This is a genomic window from Vibrio sp. CCB-PB317 (genome assembly GCF_022808245.1).
GTDB lineage: Bacteria > Pseudomonadota > Gammaproteobacteria > Enterobacterales > Vibrionaceae > Vibrio > Vibrio diabolicus.
In genome coordinates this window covers 35,869-54,218 of record NZ_JALGNU010000001.1, presented here as the reverse complement: position 1 = coordinate 54,218, position 18,350 = coordinate 35,869, and the positions used below count along the sequence as shown (strand labels likewise).

The window sequence follows — 18,350 nt, the reverse complement described above, 5'->3', positions numbered from 1 at the left end:
GTTATTTGCATAGACAAGTAACAACATCATCGGTGTACTAATCTGTTGATGACAATTTGTGGAGAGATGGCTGAGTGGTTGAAAGCACCGGTCTTGAAAACCGGCATACGTTAATAGCGTATCTAGGGTTCAAATCCCTATCTCTCCGCCACTATTCAGAAGCCTCGCTAGAAATAGCGAGGCTTTCTTCGTTTCTGACGCTTGGAAATTCGTTAAGGACTGGAATCAATCCCTTAGCTGATCGTATCCCCGGACTAGGTATCCCTGCACTATGTCACTTGAGAAGCCTTGCTTTAAGCGCGTTCTCGTTATCCACGGGTTGTGCAGCGACAGAAGTCTATAACTTTATCTTCTAACGAGAGCCATCAAGTCTGAGTATTGGCATTCCTACCTCTAAGGGTGAAGTGTTTCTGTTAACAAGAGACTTGCCTTTACTCTATATTACGTGCGTTAGCGCTCTTAGTGTTACCTAATAGCTATTCGCTATCTTGCTCTAGTTGGTACAATAAACACGGTCTAAGTATTGTATAGGAGACAGTCCTTCATTGAAGAGAATGGAGAGTATCGGAGCTTATGTACCTATTTTTGCTTTCTGCACTATTTCAAGTTACCTGTATTTTGTTAGTAGAGCTCCTTCCTAGAAACTTATATTTGGTTGTTCGCCTTGAAGAAAGTGTGCAAGCTATTTTTAGAGGATTTTATTGGGCTTAATGGAGTGCTGCTTGGAACGAATTAAGGAAGCTTTGCTAGGGCTTCCCAATGAAGTTCAGGCGATTGCAGGGCATTAGCTCTAGTGGATATTGCAGGTTTGTGGAGTGTTGATGAGTGACAGGCAATAAAAAGCCGACAGTAAACTGCCGGCTTGGTTAGATGACTGCTACTTAGTCGTTCTGGACGAGCGTGAGAGCTTTACGAGAGACTTCGTGAGCGGCTTTAGTTAGATTCTGCTTCTCTAGTGTATCTGCTAGGAATGCATAATCAGAGACGTCAGAGCGAAGCTTTAAGGCGATCTCAAAGTGGTCTTGGGCTTCTTGCCACTTCTCTTGACGGAAATAGAAGTGCGCTAATGCGCTATGCGCTGCGGCGTTATCTGGCTCTTTCTTCACTACTCCCTCTAAGAAAACCACGACAGGGTGGATATCTGGCAGGTTTAGATCTGGCAGTAGTTGATAAAGCTCAGGAGCCGGTTGTTTTTTCAATGCTTCTTTTAGTACAGTAAAGGCTTCAGCATCTGCTTTCCGGGCTATCAACTCACGAGCAAAACAGGCGACTAGGTGTGTGTCTTGTTTTACTTTGCGTGCAAGGCCATTCCAATGAGAGATAAGCCCTTCGCTACCCTGTTGTTGCGCTACTTCATGGAGTAAGCCGCACTGCGCCTTTTGAATCAGCTCTGCATGTTCTTCTTCCGTGATGAGTTTTGCTTTGGTTAATTGTGGCAAGAGGTCAATAAGAGGTTGCCACAATTTTAGCTGCATGTACGTTGTTTTCAGCAAGTTCAATACAATCGAATTACTCGCATACTGACCTTTTAACGATTGCAAAGTATCGAAAGCAGCCTCGAACTCGTTGTCGCGGATAAATTGTTTCGCTCGAGTCAGCTCTACTGCGAGATGAGCATTCTCTTGCTGGCTTGCTAGCTCTAAGTAGTGATCACGTTTTGCTTTATCGCCTTGACCTTGAGCAGCTTCAGACGCAACTAAGTAACAAAGTAGCGGCATATCGTGATGATTTGCCCAACGAGTCACTTTTTTCTCGGCACCTTTCCAGTCTCCTTCTAGGAGTTTAATAATGCCTTCATTGGTGTATCGACGGGAGTGGCGCATTTTGCGCACGCTGAAGTAGTTCCATGTTGTAGAACTTGCGTAAACTAGCTTTTTAATTAGGTACTCAAGTAGAAAAAGACCTGCGAGTGCTGCGATAACGAATACGACCAATGTCGTTACGCTCATCTCGATCGTTTTCTCAGCGATGGAAATGAGTACATAGCCTTGCTGACCAGAAAATTGAGTGCCAACAAATAGTCCTGCACCTAGTACAACAAATAGGAAAATAAGACGAAACATTACTTATCCTCCATACCTGTCATCGTTGTGACTTCGCGACGTAGGCGCTCACGGATGACATCTGATAGTTGAGACTGACTTTGCAGTTTCGTTGGGTATTCCACTTGAATGTTTTGCTGGCTTAACTGGTTAACAGTTTTGTTGAACTCTTTAACGGAATTATCGTCTTGGTTGAAGAAAGCTAATGCCCATTTGTCGGCCGTTTTTAGAGACGTGGTGTAAATTTCACCTTGCTCTTGGTACACCGCTTTTATTGCGGTCTCCAATTTGGCTTTGATGTTTTCTTTTAGGTAAAAGTGTTGCTCAGGAGAAAGCAGTGGAATGACGTTACCATCGCGCGTGCGGAAGGTAATGAAGTTTTCTGAAAAGTCCTTCAGAGAGGTCATTAAGTTATCTTGCCAGTTTGCAATATCTTCAGACACTTCAGTGTTCTCTACGACTTCTGCTTCTGGGAGTAGTGCATTGGCGAGAGGTAGCTTGTCTACTTGCTGTTGCAGAGCAGTTAAGCGTAGTACCAATCCATCACGGTCAATCAGCGGGATAGTACGAAGTTTGGTGATATCGTTCGCCATTGCTTTACGTAGTTTGACGAGGCTAGGGTCATTCAGTGCGGCAATGCGTTGATCAGCACTTTCCATTAGTTGAGTGGCGCTTTCTACGTCATGCTCTAAGAACAGTTTACGACCTGCTAATTTGACGAGGTAATCGGCTTCAGCAAGTAGCCAGTCGTTTGGTCGACGACCTTTCACATCGGCAACGGCGAGCTGTAAGCTTTCAATGCTCTTCTGTTGCTGTCCCAGTACCACTTCCGCTTTGTGTGTCACGGTCGTTGCTTTCTCGATGGTTTCTTCTTGTACCCGGCTGAGCTCTTGCTTCATGGAAGCTTGAGTGCTTTCTAGCTGACTTTTTAGTTGGGCGATCTGCGCTTGGTAATCGGCTTGCTGCTGATGCAGTTTGTATGCGAGGCCACCGCCAAAAATAATCGATAAGATGATAGCGACTGTGCCTAGTTTAACTCCGCGCTTACCTTGTTTTTCTTCAAATTCGACTTTGGCTGGCTCGGCTGTTTTTGGGGGCTCGGCCACTTTTGGCTGTTCTTTTTTAGGGGCCGCATCCTGCTGCGATGTGCTTTTTTCGGCTAGCGGTGCCGATGAGGTTTCTTCGGAAAGGTTTTTATCGTTATTTTTTTGGTCGTTATTTTTACTTGTCATGCCTATATCCTGTGTAGCTAGGGCTGGAGAGCCGCCAGTAATTCTTGGTTGGATGCGCTTCCCGTGCATCTCACCCGAGTGAACCCCCTTTGAAGTGCGATGTCAGCGATACGCTGACTGGGGATATACAACTCTTGTTGATTAAGCCAAGTCAATTGCTCTGACGTCAATTGGCTGCACAAATAATCCAGTTGCTCACCACTGGTGACGATGATCTGGTCAATTTGTAGGGTTTTCCATAGTGAGACACAGCTTACTGGATCGAATGGGATGAATTCTCTCTTGTAAGTCTCACTATAGTGAACTTTTGCGCCACGTCTCACCAATGCATCTTTGATCAGCTCTCTTCCACCGTTCCCACGAAGGATAAGAACCTGTTGTTGGGCCACATTATTGAGCTCTGGAAGTCGCAATAAATGTTCACTATCACTGACTTGGGGATAGTGTACTTTCTGTTGGGTACATTTGCTTAAATAGTGTGCTGTTTTTTGACCAACGGCAAGGTAAATGGCTTGTTTCGGCCATGATGTCTCGTTGCTGGCTAAGATTTGCTGTGCACATTGCACGGCATGTCGACTAACAGCGATAACAATTTGAGCTTGATGCAGGTGTTTAGAGAGGTGCGTGTCCGTGAGATCGGCGACAATGTCGATCAGAGGATGGTGATATGCGGAAATGCCGTGCCTTTCGAGCAGAGAGCAAAGCGCGCTGCCTTGCTCTCCCGGCCGAGTGACCAACACTGCCATGATTATTCGTGATCTGCGTACAGCTTAGTTAGGATTTCACGAGCGCCGTTATCCAGTAGTTCATTGGCTAACTGCACTCCTAACGTTTCGCCGTCTTTACGATGGCCACGGATTTCACCACGAACAATTTCGCTGCCATCTGGTTCGCCAACTAATGCGCGTAGCCAAATGTTATCGCCATCTAGCAGGGCATAGCTGCCGATAGGTACCTGACAGCCGCCTTCTAGCGTCAGGTTCATTGCGCGCTCACACAAAACGCGGTCTACGGTGTCTTGGTGGTTAAGTGGCTCAAGTAGCTTAAGTAGTCTTTCATCGTCAAGGCGGCACTCAATACCGACAGCACCTTGGCCAACCGCAGGTAATGATTGCTCTGGCTCGATAAAGCTACGAATACGCTCTTCAAGCTTCAATCGTTTAAGGCCTGCCGCAGCAAGAATGATCGCATCGTATTCACCCGCATCTAGTTTACCAAGGCGAGTGCCCACATTACCGCGAAGCTCTTTAATGATGATATCTGGACGATATTCTTTCAGTTGGCATTGACGGCGCAAACTGCAAGTACCAACCACTGCACCTAGAGGGAGTTCATCAATATTGCTATAGGTATTGGAGACGAAAGCATCACGAGGGTCTTCACGTTCACAAATGGTCACGAGGCCAAGACCTTCCGGAAAATCGACGGGCACGTCCTTCATTGAGTGAACGGCAAGGTCTGCACGGCCTTCTAGCATTGCGACTTCAAGCTCTTTTACGAATAAGCCTTTGCCGCCAACTTTTGCTAGCGGTGTATCTAAAATCACGTCACCTTTGGTCACCATGGTTACTAACTCGACTTCCAAACCAGGGTGAGCGGCTTGAAGGGCGTCTTTGACAAAGTAAGCTTGCCATAAAGCAAGAGGGCTTTTTCGAGTTGCAATGCGAATCGGTGTGGATTGTGTCATGATCTTCTCAATGCTGTTTGGATTTGGGTTTATCCTACCATTCTCATCAAGAAATGCTTACTGTTAGTTCGTTATCTCTGAGAGCTATGAATGGAATTACATGACGTTATGAAAATAGTGTGACTGGATTCTCAATTAGACTAAGGACTATTATTAGTAATAGGTAATAAGAGCGACACTACCGCGCGATTAATTTTGTGACTAAAGTATGGTTTTGCATCCTGAGTCGTGCGTGGGCGTGAAACTTTACCCGCACCAATAAAAGTGTTAAATTGATCACGTTTTTAGGCCGTTTTGGTTTAAAACGTCAACAGATTTTCGTGATTGTTCAACCAAGGAATTCCCCTTGCAGGCTTACACCCAAAAAATCATTCAGCGACTAGATAATTTGAATCAGCAGCGAGTTGATCGCGCGCTGGCGCTTATGGATTCGCAAAGCCAGCAAGTCTTCCACTTGATTCCTGCCTTGTTGAACTACAACCACCCTGTGATTCCTGGCTATTACGATGCCGATGTCCCGTTTGGTGTACATGGGCTGGCGCTAAATAGCATTCAACAGCAATTCATTGATGACATTCAACTTGCGATTGGTCAGCCACTTAAGACGGCAGAGAAACCGGCTATCTTGGGCTTATACACCATGGGTAGTACCTCATCAATTGGTCAAAGTACTTCTAGTGATTTGGATATTTGGGTGTGTATTTCGCCAGATATGGATTGTGACGAGCGAGAATTGCTGACCAATAAATGCTTGCTGATCACCGACTGGGCACAAAGCCAAGGGGTGGAGGCGAACTTCTTCTTAATGGATGAAGAGCGCTTTAGAAGCAACCATTCTGAAGAGATGACAGGTGATAACTGTGGCTCATCTCAGCACTTACTTTTGCTTGATGAATTCTATCGCAGCGCGGTGCGTATTGCTGGACAGCGTTTATTATGGCAAATCGTGCCGCCAGAAATGGAAGAGTGTTACGACGAGTACGTTTCTCAATTGTGCAGTGAAGGTTACATTGACTGTAGTGAATGGATCGACTTTGGCAAATTGAACCGCATTCCTGCTGAAGAGTACTTCGGCTCGAACTTGTGGCAGCTATACAAAAGTATCGATTCTCCCTACAAATCGGTATTAAAAGCCATTCTGCTTGAAGCTTATTCGTGGGAATACCCGCATACGCAACTGTTAAGCATCGACACCAAGCGTCGTTTCTTTGCCCATGAGCCAGACCTCTATGGCATGGATGCGTACTACTTAATGCTGGAAAAAGTGACTCGCTATTTAGAGCGAATCCAAGACGACACTCGTTTGGATTTGGTGCGCCGTTGCTTCTATCTCAAAACCCATGAAAAGTTGTCGCGTGAACCGGATGTCGGTTCAGTGGCTTGGCGCCGTGAAGCGCTGAGCGACATGATTGCAAAATGGGATTGGGATGCTAGCGTTGTTGCTGAGCTCGATGATCGCCGCAACTGGAAAGTTGAACAGGTAAAAGTGGTGCATCATGCGTTGCTGGATGCGTTGATGCAGAGCTACCGTAATTTGATTCAATTTGCGCGTCGCAACGACATTACCTCCGCTATCAGCCCGCAAGACATCAGTATTTTGGCGCGTAAGCTTTACGCCGCTTTTGAAGTATTGCCGGGCAAAGTGACGTTGCTCAACCCACAGATTTCCCCTGATTTGCATGAACCGGATTTAAGCTTCATCGAAGTGAAAGATGGTGGTGTGAACAAGTCTGGTTGGTATCTCTATAAACAACCTCTTATCGCGCACCGCATTTTGGGGCAGCCATACTTAGAACATCATGAATACTTGAGCAAGTTAGTCTCTTGGGCATTCTTTAATGGTTTAATCACCGAGTCGACTCGTTTGCACGCGGTGGTGCGTGAAGCGCAACTGGATATCGATAAGTTCTACCAAATGGTGAGCGACTTACGAAATACCTTTGCGCTGCGTAAGCGCCGTCCGACGATGCAGGCATTAGCGAGCCCATGTGAAATAAGCCAGCTAGCGATGTTCATCAACTTTGAAAATGATCCTACGTCAGAGCTTTCGGGCCGTTCACTGAAAGTGGATGTAAAAAATACCGATATCTTCAGTTTTGGTCCGGAACATAAAAACTTAGTCGGCAGTGTCGACTTGGTTTACCGTAACTCCTGGCATGAAGTGCGTACGCTGCATTTCAAAGGGGAAACGGCGATGCTGGACGCACTGAAAACCATTCTGGGCAAAATGCACCAAGACGCGTTGCCACCAGAGTCGGTGGATGTGTTCTGTTATGCGAAGAACATGCGTGGTGTGATGCGTAATATGGTCTACCAGCTTTTAGCGGAATGTATCGACTTACGCTTGAAGCCAGTAGAGCAAGAAAAACGCCGCCGCTTTAAAGCGATGCGCCTCGGTAACCAAACTTACGGGCTGTTCTTTGAACGTCGTGGTGTGTCGGTGCAGAAGTTAGAAAACTCAATTGATTTCTATCGCAGCATTTCTACTAACAAACTTAAAGGCTCGCCGCTATTAATGCTCGATCGTGAGCAAGAGTATCAAATGCCAGAAGCGGTGGATGGTTTTGCCAGTGAAGGTCTGGTGCAATTCTTCTTTGAAGATAATGAAGATGGCTTCAATATTTATGTGTTGGATGAGTCAAACCAAGTTGAAGTGTATCACCAGTTTAGTGGCTCCAAAGACGAGATGATTTCGTCTGTGAACAGCTTTTACACATCCGTAAAAGATGACAGTCGTGTTGCGTCGAAATTTATCAACTTTAACCTGCCGCAGTACTACCAGATTATCCATCCTGAAGAGGGCAATGCTTATATCATCCCTTATCGTAATGATGGTTGCTCGCCGCATCGTCCGACGAAAGCGGTAAACGCGTAATTAAACCCGTATCAATAAACAAAAAGAGCACTTCGGTGCTCTTTTTGTTTTGGTGACGATTGACGGACATTATGCCCAATCAATGGCTTCGCCCGCGTGCTTTTCACACTCTTGCTTCACCATTTCAAATAGCTCCATGCCCGTTTTTGAGCAGGTCCATTTATCTTCAATAAGCTTGAAGTGGAAACCACCAGATTTGGACGCTAGCCAGATCTCATGCATCGGCTCTTGGCGGTTAATGATGATTTGGCTGCGGTCTTCAAATTCCAATGTCATTACGTTGCCAGTGACTTCGTAATCAATGTCTGCGCCTGAATCATCGATGGATTCTTCGATGATTTGCATCTGCGCATCCACCAGTTGATGAAATTCAGTATCGTTCATCCGTCTATCCTATTGCTTTTCCTGAGTGTGGTGCGATTATAGGGGGCATTGATTCAATAATCACGATATGCGAAATGAAAAAATTAGTTACTGTGTTGTTTGTGATGGTTGCCGCGACGTTAGCGGGATGTGGCCAGTCTGGCTCACTATACATTCCAGATGACACTCAACAGAATGAGCAATCACAATAAATAACCGCGCCTTAGGGTGAAATTAGGGTTCAGCAGTCGAATAAAATAAGGGAAGCGAATTTTGGATTACTTCAACTATCAGGATGATGGCCAGCTTTGGGCCGAAGACGTCCCACTTCAAGCTCTTGCAGAGCAATATGGCACTCCTCTTTACGTATATTCTCGAGCCACGCTAGAGCGCCACTGGAAGGCGTTTGATAGTGCTGTGGGTCAACATCCTCATCTAGTTTGCTACGCGGTGAAAGCGAACTCAAACCTAGGCGTATTGAACGCACTGGCGCGTTTGGGTTCGGGCTTTGATATCGTATCAGGTGGTGAACTTGAGCGTGTGATTGCCGCAGGCGGTGATCCGAAGAAAGTCGTCTTCTCTGGTGTTGGGAAAACACCTGCAGAAATGAAGCGTGCTCTTGAGCTAGGTATCAAATGTTTCAACGTTGAATCTGAGCCTGAGCTAGAACGTTTGAATAAGGTTGCGGGTGAGCTTGGTGTGATTGCGCCAATTTCTCTGCGTATCAATCCAGATGTCGACGCGAAAACACACCCTTACATTTCGACTGGTCTTCGCGACAATAAATTCGGCATTGCATTTGATCGTGCGCCAGATGTTTATAAATTCGCGCAAAGCCTGCCGAACTTGAATGTGCAAGGCATCGACTGCCACATTGGTTCTCAGCTCACCAATATCGACCCATTTATCGACGCGACAGACCGTTTATTAGCCCTGATTGATGATTTAAAAGCGCAAGGCATTAACATTCGTCACCTTGATGTCGGCGGCGGTTTGGGTGTGGTCTATCGTGATGAATTACCACCTCAGCCTTCAGATTACGCTAAAGCGTTACTAGGCCGTCTTGAAAATCACCAAGACTTGGAGCTGATCTTTGAGCCAGGCCGTGCAATTGCTGCGAACGCAGGTATCTTGCTAACGCGTGTTGAGTTTTTAAAACATACTGAGCACAAGAACTTTGCGATTATCGATGCGGCAATGAACGACTTGATGCGTCCTGCACTATACCAAGCATGGCAAGATATCGTGCCAGTTTCGCCGCGCACGGGGGAAGCACAGACTTACGATTTGGTTGGCCCTATTTGTGAAACCGGTGACTTCTTGGGTAAAGATCGCGCACTCGTTTTGCAAGAAGGTGATCTACTCGCGGTTCGTTCAGCAGGTGCCTATGGTTTTGTGATGTCTTCGAACTACAATACTCGTACCCGAGCGGCAGAAGTAATGGTGGATGGTAAACAAAGCCACTTAGTTCGCCAGCGTGAGGAGCTGACCAGTTTGTGGCAGCTGGAACAGATTCTACCGGAGTAACACACAACAAATGCATTTCCACTTTTCCAAAATGCACGGTTTGGGCAACGACTTCATGGTCGTCGACTGTATTACCCAGAACGTGTTTTTCTCGCAAGACCTGATCCGCCGTTTGGCGGATCGTCATACCGGCGTTGGTTTTGACCAATTGCTCGTGGTAGAAGCCCCTTACGACCCTGAAACTGATTTCCATTATCGGATTTTCAATGCCGATGGTAGTGAAGTTGAGCAGTGCGGGAATGGCGCGCGCTGCTTCGCGCGCTTTGTTCGCTTGAAAGGGTTGACCAATAAATACAGCATCAGCGTAAGCACCAAAAAAGGAAAGATGATTCTCAACATCGAAGATGATGGAGAAGTGACGGTCAACATGGGTGTGCCAGAGTTTGAGCCGAACAAAATTCCTTTTAAAGCCAAGCAAAAAGAGAAAACCTACATCATGCGCGCTGGTGAAAAAACGCTGTTCTGTGGCGCGGTAAGCATGGGTAACCCGCATGTGGTGACGGTGGTCGATGACGTGGATACTGCTGATGTCGATACATTAGGCCCGCTGCTTGAGTCGCACGAGCGTTTTCCAGAGCGCGTCAACGCTGGCTTTATGCAGGTGGTGAGTCGTGACCATATTCGTCTTCGAGTTTACGAGCGAGGCGCAGGTGAAACACAAGCTTGTGGTAGCGGCGCTTGCGCGGCGGTAGCGGTAGGGGTTCTTCAGGGTCTGCTGGATGAAAACGTTAAGGTTTCTCTACCAGGTGGTGAGCTGCGAATTGCGTGGCAAGGTCCGGGTAAGCCGTTGTTTATGACTGGACCCACAACGCACGTATTTGATGGTCAATTGTCTTGCTAGTAGAAGAAAAAGGAAACGGTTTGTCTCAAGTAGAAGCAGATGCCTTAACGGCTGAAGTGGTGGCCGAGTACCTCAAAGATCATCCCGATTTTTTTGTGCAGCGTCCGGAGCTTGTGGATCGTCTATCTTTCCCACACTCAGACTTGGGTGCGGTGTCTTTGGTGCACATACAAATGAATCGCCAACGTCAGCGCATTGAAGAGTTAGAAGAAGAGATCACCACACTGATGTCGCTTGCGGCGAACAACGATCGCACCTTTTACGAATTTATGGATTTGCAGGGGCAGATTCTAAAGTGTGGTGACTTTAAACAAGTCATTCATTCTATTGAAGAGAAAGCTAAAGCACTTGGCTTACGCGCGTTTGTTCGATTGTTTAGTCAATGCGACGCATCTATTCAATTGAGTAAGGAAAGTTATCAACGTTTTGCGACCACCCACCTAAATGGCAAAGACGCGTACTTAGGACGTCTTCGCAAAGTGGATCGTGAAGCTTTGTTTGGCAATATGGATGTGCCGGAAATGGGGTCCTATGTGGTACTACCGCTCGTGAAACAGCAAACACTGGGCGTACTAGCGTTCTCTAGTGAGGATGGCGGTCATTTTCAACCAGATATGGATACCTTGTTTTTGCGTCACCTATCATTAGTAGTGGCACATCTCGCTCAAACATTGGTATGGCAAAGTTACGATGACGACAACTCCCAACACTCCTCTGCCAAATAGTCTGCAAAAGCCTCTAGAGCGCTTCTATGAATTCTTACGAAGCGAAAAGGGGCTCAGCCTACATACTCAACGCAATTACAAACAGCAGCTAGAAACCATGGCGCAGCACTTGGCTGAAATGGGACTTAAAGATTGGTCTCAAGTGGATGCAGGCTGGGTGCGCCAATTAGCAGGTAAGGGCATGCGGGAAGGCATGAAAGCCAGCAGTTTAGCGACGCGCCTCTCATCGCTGCGTAGCTTTTTCGATTTCCTTATTCTGCGTGGCGAGATGTCAGCTAATCCTGCCAAAGGGGTTTCAGCGCCACGTAAAAAGCGCCCGTTGCCGAAAAACCTCGATGTTGATGAAGTGAGCCAACTGCTTGAGGTCAACGAAGACGACCCGTTGGCTGTGCGTGATCGTGCCATGATGGAGCTGATGTACGGTGCTGGCTTGCGTTTGGCTGAGTTGGTGAGTGTGGATGTACGTGATGTACAACTGCGCAGTGGCGAGCTTCGTGTTATCGGTAAAGGCGACAAAGAACGTAAAGTTCCATTCTCTGGCATGGCAACTGAATGGGTTGCCAAGTGGTTGAAAGTCAGGGGCGATCTTGCTGCGCCAGGTGAACCCGCCTTGTTTGTGTCTAAACTCGGAACGCGTATTTCGCACCGTAGCGTGCAAAAACGTATGGCAGAATGGGGACAGAAACAGTCTGTGGCGAGCCATATTAGTCCGCATAAATTGCGTCACTCGTTTGCGACACATATGCTCGAATCCAGCAATAACTTACGTGCGGTGCAAGAGCTTTTAGGGCACGAGAACATTTCGACGACCCAAATCTACACGCACTTGGATTTCCAACATTTAGCGCAAGCCTACGACCAAGCCCACCCACGCGCACGTAAAAAGAGCGGGGAGTGAGCCGAAGTATGAAATTCTATCGCCGTATTGAGCCCATTAAGGCCATGACCTTCGATCTTGATGACACGCTGTATGACAATTACCCGGTGATTATCCGTATGGAGCGTGAGTTGTTGGCTTGGTTGCAGCAAACACATCCTGCCGTGGCGCACATGGATAAGGCTGATTGGATGCAGGTAAAAAAACATGTGCTCCAGCAGAGACCGGATCTCAGAAGCGATGTGACGCTTTGGCGTTTAGTGCAGCTAAAGCATGGTTTTCTTTCAGTTGGCTATGATGAAGCGCAAGCTCAAGCCGCGGCTGAAGAGGGTGTGCAGCTCGCTTTGGATTGGCGCAGTCAGTTTGAAGTGCCCCAATCAAGCTTAGATGTTTTGACACAATTGGGAGAGCGAGTTCCGCTCGTGGCGATCACAAACGGCAACGTCGATTTAGATAAAATTGGCTTAACGCCGTATTTTCAATGTGTGCTCAAAGCGGGGCCAGATGGGTTAGCGAAACCCGCCACCGATATGTTTACTAAGGCTAAACGGTTCTTGGATATTCCAGCAGAGAATATTCTGCATGTCGGTGATCACCTAACCACAGATGTGCATGGTGCAAAGTCGGCTGGTTTTGCGGCTTGTTGGTTCAATGATATGAATAAAAATGTCATTAACCATTCAAAAACACGTACTTTACCTGATATTGAAATCAATAGTTTGCAGCCGTTACTCACACTTTTTTAATTGCTTTCGCATTAATCCATTCTAATCTCATTTTGTGTCTAGAAAAGCAGCGTAAAGCCACGTAAATTATTCACTATTAAGTAAAAAGAGTAACGCCACACGTCGTGGTGAAGATAGTGTTACGGCAGTGGTAGGTGCATGCGAGCTTTTTCAAAACTGGTTCATGATGTCAGTCAGTTAAATGACTTTTTAGTCACTTCTCAGTTCTCTTCAAGTAAACAATATTTGGTGCAAATATTGTCGACTCAATCACGCGACTTTGCGACCACACTTGCGGACGCTGTTTTATTGTTGCTGCCGAATGCTCATGTCATGGGGCATAGTACGCGTAATGTCATTCTGGAGGGGGAGATATTTACCTCTGGTTGCCTGATCAGTGTGACTGAGTTCGAACAAACCACGCTTACTTCTGCTGTACAAACCTACTCTTACTCCCCCGATATTGATGGTGGAGAGCTCAAACGCTCGCTTCTGTTGCAGCATAATTCGCAAGTGATCCTCAGCTTTGCTGTGCAAATTGAACGACGTGACTATCCCTTGTTTCAAACCTTCGCTAGTGAAGAAGTCGTGATCTCTGGAGGGTTGGCGCAGAGTATTGATGATGGCTGTTGGGTGCTATATCAAAACCGAGTTTACGATAATGCCGTGGTCGCCGTAGCTTTGCACAGCGATACCTTGAAGCTATGGACGGATGCGTATTCGGAATGGAACCCGATTGGCATGCCACATAAAGTCACCCATGCAAAAGGAACGCGCTTGTATTGCTTAGGTGAACAGAAAGCGTTGGACGTATACAAGCGTTATTTGGCGGATGGCCATGATGTGACGCTGAGTCAACTGCTCAGCTTTCCTTTATATCGAGAAAGCTTGGGGCGCAAGGAAGTTTGCACGGTAACGGAGCTGCACGCTGATGGTAGTATGAGTTTCGACAGGCCTTGGTGTCTTGGTGACGAAGTACAATTTTGCTATAACCACCCCTCATTAACGCTCGAACAGGTGCGACATGGTGTGGTTGAGTTAGCCATGCACCAACCTGAAGTCGTGATGATTTTTAACTGCGCGTCACGGTTAGACTTTATTGACAGCAGCGACGAAGTCCAAGCCTTCAAAGATATCGCGACGACGTTTGGTAGTTATTGTATGGGGGAACTGCATGGCGGTATTGGACAGCCAGAAATTCTTCATCACAGTCTGACGTATTTAGCGATGCGAGAGGGAGATGAAGTACAAGCATTGAACTTGCCTAAGTCGCCCGTTAGCTCCTCTATTTCACCATTGTTTAGCTTGATTCGAAATGCGATTGGCGACCTCAACCATATGAATGCGCATATGGGGTATCAACTCGATCGCCAAACGCGCAAGTTACAAGAAAGCTATCGGCGAGATAGTCGCACTGGATTACAAAACCGAGTCGCGCTGCAAGAACGGCTGAGTAGCATTGATTTGGATGAGCACTTGCTGACTCTAAAACTACTTAACTTCAGCCATATCAATGAAAAATACGGTTATAGAGTAGGGGATCAGCTACTTAAAGACCTCTCAATGCATTTTACGAATCGACTGCGAAAGCGTTTTGGCATGCCAACGGCTTTGCAGCTTTATAGTATTGGGGTTGGTGAGTGGGCGTTCATATTTAAAGCTGACCAAAGCAGTGAAACCATCAAACAGCACTTTACTCGTTTTGCCGACGCGGTAGAGCAAACTAATTTTGAGCCAATTGGTCTGCGCGAAATAGATTATCTTTCTATCTCGCTGTGCGGTGGCTTAGTGAGTCGTCGAGATTTTCCATCAGCTTCTGCGGATGAGCTATTGCTCAAAGGCATTGAAGCGAGGCGCTCCGGTGTGCGCAGTAATACCCATATCTGCAATGCGAAAGACATTGAAGTCAGTGAGGATGTGCGTAAAGAGCAGCTTGGATGGTTGAGTTGCGTCAGTAAAGCCATTCTCAAACAGAACATCATTACCTATAGCCAGCCGATAGTGCATGCGGATAGCCATAAATTGGCAAGCCAAGAATGTTTGGTTCGCATTTTGGAGGAGGATGGAACGGTGATTGCGCCAGGGCGCTTCCTGCCTATTATTTCCGATACGCATCTTTATACTCGATTGAGTCGGCACATGATCCATTCTACGTTACATTACATGCGAGATAGGCAAGGTGACTTTTCTATTAACTTATCGCCGCAAGATTTGCTTAGTGATAAAACTTTAATGCTTTTAGAGCATGAAATTTGTCAGCTCAATGACCCTAGGCGAATTGGTTTGGAAGTGTTGGAATCTGAGCAAATCAAAGACTACGGTCGAATGATCGAAGTATGCAGTCATTTTAGAAGCTTAGGAGCGCGTATCATTGTTGATGATTTTGGCTCAGGTTATTCCAATATTGATGAAATCCTAAAGCTGGAGCCGGAAGTCATAAAGCTCGATGGCAGCTTGATCCGTGATATCGATAAAGACTTAAAGCAGCGCAAAATAGCTTCCCAGTTGGTGCGTTTATGTCAGGTGTTTAATGCGGAGACGGTGGCGGAGTTTGTCCACAATCGAGAGGTGTGCAAAATCGCGCAGGATATGGGCGTTGACTATCTGCAAGGCTACTACTTGGGTGAACCTACGCGTTTGTTTTAGTTGTGTTTCACGTGAAACCATTCCAATAAAAAACGCAGCCTTGGCTGCGTTTTTTTATTTTGAGCAATTTGGTTTTAGTTGCGTGAGTTCGGTGATTGCTTGAGAGCGTGTCCACTTTTTTCGGCTTGAAATAGTGCAAGGTAGTGAGCAAAGAATGTGAGCATTTTTTGCTGGTTATTTTGCTCGCCTAGTTGTCCAAGTAAATGTGCGGCGACTTCAAACGTGCACAAATTGCCTTGTTGTTGGTTGCGTCGCAGCTGATATTGCGAGTCCGCCGATGCAGACAGCGCCATAGTAGGGATACTTTCTAACCAACGGCTCTTGTTGATCATCTTGCGCGCCTCTTGCCAGGTGGCGTCCAAAATAATAAACAGCGGAGTTTTGGTTTGTTGCTGGCTTTGGATCGCCACATGTTCGAGTGTGACGCTTTCTTCACTTGGGAATAGAAGCACTGGATACAGTGACGGATCAGCTAATCGAGCGAGCAAGTCTGCTGGTGGTTGTTTTCGGTCCCAGATTACTCGCTCAATATTGAGTTGGCACTGCTCTAGTAGCTGGCCAGTATTAGTATCACGCGTCAGTTCATTCGGATGCATCAACAGTAAGATGTTGTACTCGCTGGTAAGTTTCGGCACCAGTGAGCACATACAGTTGAATTGAAAACCACAATCTGGACACGGTTGCGACATTACAGACGAACTCCTTCGCGAACCGGGCTAATCCCATCCGAGAACAGACGCACGCCACTGATTTGGTTTGGCGTTGCCGTTGGTGCCATGCTTGGGTTGAGTGGGTAGCTAACCCCACTGTATTGCATCACGTGTTGGGCTGCCTTAGCTCCGCCACCGCTGACATTAAAAATTAGATCTCGCCAGCCATGAGAGGTTTGTTGGCCGAGCATAATCGGGCTTTGTACCAGTGTGATACGGCTATTGAAGCGCCACTCTTTTTCGTGATGTTCAAATATCAGCAATGTACAGCCACCGGAACCACACCAATCCAGCTGTACTAATAGCTCTTCGTTACCATCGCCGTTGAGGTCGTAAGTTAGCCAACGGTACTGGTTGTTGTTGTTGTTGTTGGGGTTGGTTTGGTGAATGAAGAAGTAGTTGCGCACGGCGGCATCTACTTTGGAGTCAAACTCCGCACTAGAAGGTACGTCTGCACTGCTGATGGGCTTGTTGGCGCGTTTCTCGGCTGGTTGCATCATGCCCTCATCACGAGTGGTGGCAGGGTAAAGCACTAAACCACCATCGGCGATTGGGTATACCAAGTTACCGACTTTTTCTTTGGTCGCTTTGAGCTGATTGCCTTCTCGCGTAAACAGTCGCTCTGACATCAGTCTTTGTTGTTGATGATGCGTCATGACGACTTGAACCTGAGACGGACTTAATTGTTGCCAGTACCCACGCTCGATTAACGGTGCTTGCCCATTGGCGTAACTGTATTTTGTTGTGGCGCTGTGGTCTGGGTTTAAGGTCATTTGCACCTCAAAACCTTGTGATTGGGTTGAAGTCGCGACATAGGTATTGGCCCAGCCAAGCGTAGCGTCCACGTTTGCAGCCGTACCACAACCTTGATAAGTGTCGCCATCATGTTTTAGCGTCGCTTTCCAGCCATACAAAGAATCACTCATCGTATCTGAGCAGAGGTTTTCTGTTAGGCGAAGTTCACCATCTTGTAGTTGATATGTGCGCTGGCGAGGTTGAAGTTGACTGCTCTTAATCGCTAATCTTGTGGTTTGTTTGCCGATTTGCTGGAATGTCAGTCCATTAGCCTCAAAGCGTGCCGACCAAGAAGGCTCATTACCAAACACGCGAGTTGGTTTGTTTGGTTGCTGACAACGGTTTGGATTTTCCGTTGTGAGGAAGTTCACTTGTTCCACGACAAAGTTAGCATCGAAATCGGCAGAAAACCCATCGATGCCCGGTGGGTTGAGATGGCCGATAACCTCGCCATACATGGTCTGGTATGGCTCGTTATTTAACTGAATTGCTCGTTGCATTTGCTGTGGTGACAGTTGTAACCAATATTGCTTGTCGCTGCCACAAGGCATGATGTATTGGCTCTCGTGACCGACGATCACTTTTCCACGTAGCATAAAGGTTTGAGGTTGAATGGTGTCAGGCTTATCTAAGGTGGCTGGTGGAGAAGCTGGGTCGGCAGCGCCAGAATGTGGCGGCTGCGAACTACATGCTTGCAGAACCAGCAGAGTGGCAAGCGCCACTGGGTTTTTCAAAGCCTTCATGTTATATCTTCCTCATTATTGTTACTCAATCGGCATCGGATGGCATTATGGCATATTGGTTATTTAAAACTGAACCAGATACCTTTTCTATTGACACGCTTCGAACCCAAAAGGTTTCATGTTGGGAGGGAGTTCGTAATTATCAGGCGCGCAATATGATGCGTGACCAAGTGAAGGTGGGCGATTTAGTCCTGATTTATCACTCTTCTTGCAAGAATGTTGGTGTTGCCGGTATTGCTAAAGTCGTGAGAGAAGCCTATCCCGATCATTTCCAGTTCGATCCTGAAAGTGATTATTACGATCCAAAGTCAGACCCAGACAACCCGCGTTGGATTATGGTGGATGTCGAATTCGTGCGTAAAACGACGCGAGTGATTCCGTTATCGGTGATGAAAGCGATGCCAGAACTTGAGAACATGCCATTGGTGAAACGTGGAAATCGCTTGTCGATCATGCCTGTGACAGAAGAAGAGTGGGAAGCGATCCTTGGCAAAGAGAAGTTGCCAAGTCAGCGATAAAAGAAAAGGGCTGCGAATGTGCAGCCCTTTGTTATTGTTTGGAG

The 18,350-nt window shown here is 46.8% G+C and carries 16 protein-coding genes and 1 tRNA gene; 10 read left to right on the top strand and 7 right to left on the bottom strand.

Features of this window, described 5'->3' with window-relative positions:
• Positions 1–60 precede the first annotated feature (60 nt).
• Positions 61–151: transfer RNA gene (locus MTR11_RS00275), tRNA-Ser, on the top strand.
• Between the two features lie 730 nt (positions 152–881).
• On the opposite strand, the gene MTR11_RS00270 is transcribed toward MTR11_RS00275, so the two are convergent.
• From MTR11_RS00270 to hemC, 4 genes are read right to left on the bottom strand one after another with little or no spacing between them, the layout of a single operon-like run.
• A complete protein-coding gene (locus MTR11_RS00270; protein ID WP_005393852.1) occupies positions 882–2,063 on the bottom strand; it encodes a heme biosynthesis protein HemY in 1,182 nt (393 codons plus the stop codon).
• Positions 2,063–3,274 carry a uroporphyrinogen-III C-methyltransferase gene (locus MTR11_RS00265; protein ID WP_005393850.1) on the bottom strand — a complete coding sequence of 404 codons (1,212 nt, stop codon included), beginning with the start codon at positions 3,272–3,274 and terminating at the stop codon, positions 2,063–2,065. The genes MTR11_RS00270 and MTR11_RS00265 overlap by 1 nt, the downstream gene beginning before the upstream one ends.
• A gap of 17 nt (positions 3,275–3,291) precedes the next feature.
• Entirely contained in the window at positions 3,292–4,020 is a 729-nt protein-coding gene (locus MTR11_RS00260) for a uroporphyrinogen-III synthase (RefSeq protein ID WP_074190035.1), read from the bottom strand.
• Between the two features lie 2 nt (positions 4,021–4,022).
• Positions 4,023–4,961, bottom strand: coding sequence for a hydroxymethylbilane synthase (gene hemC / locus MTR11_RS00255; protein ID WP_243326859.1), 939 nt, complete (start codon positions 4,959–4,961; stop codon positions 4,023–4,025).
• A gap of 346 nt (positions 4,962–5,307) precedes the next feature.
• Here hemC and MTR11_RS00250 point away from each other — a divergent pair, with 346 nt between their 5' ends.
• Positions 5,308–7,836: a class I adenylate cyclase gene (locus tag MTR11_RS00250; protein WP_005393844.1), complete on the top strand. Its 2,529-nt coding sequence runs from the start codon at positions 5,308–5,310 to the stop codon at positions 7,834–7,836.
• Between the two features lie 69 nt (positions 7,837–7,905).
• Here the strand turns inward: MTR11_RS00250 and cyaY are convergent, their stop codons facing one another.
• Complete coding sequence (gene cyaY / locus MTR11_RS00245) at positions 7,906–8,220, bottom strand: iron donor protein CyaY (protein ID WP_012841286.1); 315 nt, start codon at positions 8,218–8,220, stop codon at positions 7,906–7,908.
• Between the two features lie 74 nt (positions 8,221–8,294).
• Here cyaY and lptM point away from each other — a divergent pair, with 74 nt between their 5' ends.
• The 7 genes from lptM to MTR11_RS00210 all read left to right on the top strand — a co-directional run bounded on the left by lptM (position 8,295) and on the right by MTR11_RS00210 (position 15,540).
• The gene (gene lptM, locus MTR11_RS24205) at positions 8,295–8,411 is read left to right on the top strand and encodes an LPS translocon maturation chaperone LptM (RefSeq protein ID WP_005378746.1); all 117 of its coding nucleotides are present in this window, start codon (positions 8,295–8,297) and stop codon (positions 8,409–8,411) included.
• Positions 8,412–8,472: 61 nt separating this feature from the next.
• Entirely contained in the window at positions 8,473–9,726 is a 1,254-nt protein-coding gene (lysA, locus tag MTR11_RS00235; protein WP_006743007.1) for a diaminopimelate decarboxylase, read from the top strand.
• 10 nt (positions 9,727–9,736) lie between these two features.
• Positions 9,737–10,567 carry a diaminopimelate epimerase gene (dapF, locus tag MTR11_RS00230; protein WP_243326858.1) on the top strand — a complete coding sequence of 277 codons (831 nt, stop codon included), beginning with the start codon at positions 9,737–9,739 and terminating at the stop codon, positions 10,565–10,567.
• Positions 10,561–11,292: a DUF484 family protein gene (locus MTR11_RS00225; RefSeq protein WP_006743009.1), complete on the top strand. Its 732-nt coding sequence runs from the start codon at positions 10,561–10,563 to the stop codon at positions 11,290–11,292. The genes dapF and MTR11_RS00225 overlap by 7 nt, the downstream gene beginning before the upstream one ends.
• Positions 11,258–12,190: a tyrosine recombinase XerC gene (gene xerC / locus MTR11_RS00220; protein ID WP_085344475.1), complete on the top strand. Its 933-nt coding sequence runs from the start codon at positions 11,258–11,260 to the stop codon at positions 12,188–12,190. The genes MTR11_RS00225 and xerC overlap by 35 nt, the downstream gene beginning before the upstream one ends.
• 8 nt (positions 12,191–12,198) lie before the next feature.
• Positions 12,199–12,915 (top strand): 5-amino-6-(5-phospho-D-ribitylamino)uracil phosphatase YigB, encoded by a 717-nt coding sequence (yigB, locus tag MTR11_RS00215; RefSeq protein ID WP_006743011.1) that lies wholly within the window; start codon positions 12,199–12,201, stop codon positions 12,913–12,915.
• Positions 12,916–13,053: 138 nt separating this feature from the next.
• Positions 13,054–15,540, top strand: coding sequence for an EAL domain-containing protein (locus tag MTR11_RS00210; RefSeq protein ID WP_243326857.1), 2,487 nt, complete (start codon positions 13,054–13,056; stop codon positions 15,538–15,540).
• Positions 15,541–15,614: 74 nt separating this feature from the next.
• Here the strand turns inward: MTR11_RS00210 and MTR11_RS00205 are convergent, their stop codons facing one another.
• Both MTR11_RS00205 and MTR11_RS00200 read right to left on the bottom strand, forming a co-directional pair.
• Positions 15,615–16,229, bottom strand: a complete 615-nt coding sequence (locus tag MTR11_RS00205) for a tRNA-uridine aminocarboxypropyltransferase (RefSeq protein WP_243326856.1) — start codon at positions 16,227–16,229, stop codon at positions 15,615–15,617.
• Positions 16,229–17,788 carry a COG3650 family protein gene (locus MTR11_RS00200; protein ID WP_243326855.1) on the bottom strand — a complete coding sequence of 520 codons (1,560 nt, stop codon included), beginning with the start codon at positions 17,786–17,788 and terminating at the stop codon, positions 16,229–16,231. The genes MTR11_RS00205 and MTR11_RS00200 overlap by 1 nt, the downstream gene beginning before the upstream one ends.
• A gap of 47 nt (positions 17,789–17,835) precedes the next feature.
• Here MTR11_RS00200 and MTR11_RS00195 point away from each other — a divergent pair, with 47 nt between their 5' ends.
• A complete protein-coding gene (locus MTR11_RS00195) occupies positions 17,836–18,306 on the top strand; it encodes an EVE domain-containing protein (protein ID WP_114324079.1) in 471 nt (156 codons plus the stop codon).
• Positions 18,307–18,350 lie beyond the last annotated feature (44 nt).

What these genes read in the sequence shown, in the direction of transcription:
- MTR11_RS00195 (WP_114324079.1), top strand. Translation starts at nt 17,836, where the DNA reads ATGGCATATTGGTTATTTAAAACTGAACCAGATACCTTTTCTATTGAC.
- MTR11_RS00200 (WP_243326855.1), bottom strand. Translation starts at nt 17,788, where the DNA reads ATGAAGGCTTTGAAAAACCCAGTGGCGCTTGCCACTCTGCTGGTTCTG.
- MTR11_RS00265 (WP_005393850.1), bottom strand. Translation starts at nt 3,274, where the DNA reads ATGACAAGTAAAAATAACGACCAAAAAAATAACGATAAAAACCTTTCC.
- cyaY (WP_012841286.1), bottom strand. Translation starts at nt 8,220, where the DNA reads ATGAACGATACTGAATTTCATCAACTGGTGGATGCGCAGATGCAAATC.
- MTR11_RS00210 (WP_243326857.1), top strand. Translation starts at nt 13,054, where the DNA reads ATGCGAGCTTTTTCAAAACTGGTTCATGATGTCAGTCAGTTAAATGAC.
- hemC (WP_243326859.1), bottom strand. Translation starts at nt 4,961, where the DNA reads ATGACACAATCCACACCGATTCGCATTGCAACTCGAAAAAGCCCTCTT.
- dapF (WP_243326858.1), top strand. Translation starts at nt 9,737, where the DNA reads ATGCATTTCCACTTTTCCAAAATGCACGGTTTGGGCAACGACTTCATG.
- lptM (WP_005378746.1), top strand. Translation starts at nt 8,295, where the DNA reads ATGAAAAAATTAGTTACTGTGTTGTTTGTGATGGTTGCCGCGACGTTA.
- MTR11_RS00205 (WP_243326856.1), bottom strand. Translation starts at nt 16,229, where the DNA reads ATGTCGCAACCGTGTCCAGATTGTGGTTTTCAATTCAACTGTATGTGC.
- MTR11_RS00260 (WP_074190035.1), bottom strand. Translation starts at nt 4,020, where the DNA reads ATGGCAGTGTTGGTCACTCGGCCGGGAGAGCAAGGCAGCGCGCTTTGC.
- MTR11_RS00270 (WP_005393852.1), bottom strand. Translation starts at nt 2,063, where the DNA reads ATGTTTCGTCTTATTTTCCTATTTGTTGTACTAGGTGCAGGACTATTT.
- yigB (WP_006743011.1), top strand. Translation starts at nt 12,199, where the DNA reads ATGAAATTCTATCGCCGTATTGAGCCCATTAAGGCCATGACCTTCGAT.
- xerC (WP_085344475.1), top strand. Translation starts at nt 11,258, where the DNA reads ATGACGACAACTCCCAACACTCCTCTGCCAAATAGTCTGCAAAAGCCT.